General features: G+C 43.6%; 3 protein-coding genes. All 3 read left to right on the top strand.

Features of this window, described 5'->3' with window-relative positions; genetic code table 11:
• Positions 1-910, top strand: a 910-nt coding sequence (locus tag JZU62_RS02775; protein ID WP_295011671.1) for a HAMP domain-containing sensor histidine kinase, incomplete at its 5' end; no start/stop codon positions are given.
• 72 nt (positions 911-982) lie between these two features.
• Entirely contained in the window at positions 983-1,504 is a 522-nt protein-coding gene (soxX, locus tag JZU62_RS02770; protein WP_295011669.1) for a sulfur oxidation c-type cytochrome SoxX, read from the top strand.
• A gap of 17 nt (positions 1,505-1,521) precedes the next feature.
• Positions 1,522-1,992 (top strand): thiosulfate oxidation carrier protein SoxY, encoded by a 471-nt coding sequence (gene soxY / locus JZU62_RS02765; protein WP_295011667.1) that lies wholly within the window; start codon positions 1,522-1,524, stop codon positions 1,990-1,992.
• The last annotated feature ends 79 nt before the right edge of the window (positions 1,993-2,071 follow it).

The raw sequence follows: 2,071 nt of genomic DNA, 5'->3' as shown, positions 1-2,071 counted from the left end.
GATTTTTACCTTGATAAAAGCTCCTCTTGATGAGCAAAAAGTGGGGTACCACATTCATGAGGGATATGCGTATCAAGTAGTGGCTCTTCCGGAGGGGCGTTATTTCGATGCATCGTATCTAGTCGTCGGAGGGACAATATCGTATGCACGGATCTATCAGGATGTGGTGATGATCTTGCTCGGGGTTGCCGCGCTGTTTTTTGTCCTCTCCCTCTTTTTCTTGGATCGGTTTGCATTGCCGTTTCAGCGCCTCAATAAACGGTTGGATCAGTTTATCAAAGATTCGATGCACGAGATCAATACCCCCCTTTCCATTATCAACGTCAATATCGACCTCTACCATCGTGCCAATCCGAGTAACAAATATCTGCAACGGATCAAAGCGGCGACGAAAACCCTCTCCACCCTCTATAATGATATGGATTATCTTATCAAAAACGAGCGACTCTCGTTTGAATACGAGCCTATCGATTTTAGCCGATTTTTGAGGGAGCGGTGTGACTATTTTCATGAAGTGGCGGCATTGAAAAACATTACGATTGAACCGAGTATCGAGGAGAAAATCGAGATCGTGTTTAATCCGACCCAATTACAGCGTATTATCGATAATAACCTCTCCAATGCAATCAAGTACTCGAATGAAGAGGGGAAAATCGAAGTGATATTGGAACGCAATCCTGAGAGCTGTATTCTTCGCTTTCGCGATGACGGTGTCGGTATCGAAGATGTGGGACGCATATTTGAGCGCTACTATCGTGAGAATCAGGACAAAGGGGGATTCGGTATCGGGCTGAATATCGTCAAATCGATTATCGATAAAGCCGGAATCGAACTTCAAATCAATTCAGTTTACGGAAAAGGGAGTACGTTTACCTATACTTTTTATCCTCCTCTTTGTACATCCGCTTAATTTCAAAATTTTTACATAAATTTTACACTCCTGTCCTACAATGTTCCTCGAAAACCAAATAGAGGAGAGCCAATGCGAAAAGTAATCATGCTCGGTCTTGCTACTTTTTTAAGTGCAGCCGATTTATCGCAGGTGATTGAAAGTCCGGATGCGACGGCTATCTTGAAAAAAGATGCCCTTCCTGTAGCCAAACTATATACGATGCCCCAGGGGTGTGTTAGCGATGATAAAGCTGCCATCGCTCGTGGACAATACATTTTTCATAATCTAAACGGGAAAGATGCCAAAGAGAATCCACCCGAAGGGCTTACCCGATTACTAGCGGATGGAAAACCTAAACAAATGGGTAACTGTGTCGCCTGTCACAATATCGAGGGGGCAAAAGGGTACGGTAATATCGGACCTGATTTGAGTAAATACAAAGAACTTTATATGGACAGCGGTGTACGCAATCCTCAGTTCGTGTATCAAAAAATTTCCGATCCTCGTATCGATAATCCGAAATCAGCGATGACGGTTAATTTGGCAAATGGTTTAATGAACGAGCGTGAAGTGTGTGATTTGGTATCCTACATCACAGCAGTCAAAAAGTAAATTCAAGGAGTATTCAGATGGAAAGAAGATCATTTTTAAAAGGTTTTGGAGCAGCGGCGGCGTGTGCGGTAGCACTCCCTCAAATAGCAAGTGCGGCTGAGGAGAAAAAGTCAGCAGGCCCCAATGAGATGAACTATGAGACGGCGGTAGCGGCGATTACCGGCGGTAAAGCGTTGGTCGCATCGAGCAAAGTAAAAATGGAAGCCCCTGAAATCGCTGAAAACGGTGCAGTTGTTCCGGTAAAAATCAGTGTTGATAGCCCGATGAGTGCTAAAGATTACGTTAAAGCGATCCACGTATTGGCATCTAAAAACGGAAATGTTCGTTGTGCAAACATCTATTTGACCCCTGCTAACGGTGAAGCGTATTTCGGAACGCGTGTTAAACTCGGCGGAACTCAAGATGTTGTCGCTATCGCTGAGATGAGTGATGGAACGTTCCTCACCGCGAAACAAAACGTCAAAGTAACCATCGGCGGATGTGGTTGATTTGATCAACCTTTTAGCATAATTAACAAAGATAATAAGGACCTATATTATGAAAACATTGATCAAAATCAAACCAAAA

This window comes from Sulfuricurvum sp. (assembly GCF_019163035.1).
In the GTDB taxonomy this organism is placed as follows: Bacteria; Campylobacterota; Campylobacteria; order Campylobacterales; family Sulfurimonadaceae; genus Sulfuricurvum.
The sequence above is the reverse complement of the archived record's forward strand: the minus strand, read 5'-3'. Positions and strand labels throughout refer to the sequence as shown.

Bases quoted from the DNA above. Each gene is read 5' to 3' on its own strand.
- soxX (WP_295011669.1), top strand. From the start codon at position 983: ATGCGAAAAGTAATCATGCTCGGTCTTGCTACTTTTTTAAGTGCAGCC.
- soxY (WP_295011667.1), top strand. From the start codon at position 1,522: ATGGAAAGAAGATCATTTTTAAAAGGTTTTGGAGCAGCGGCGGCGTGT.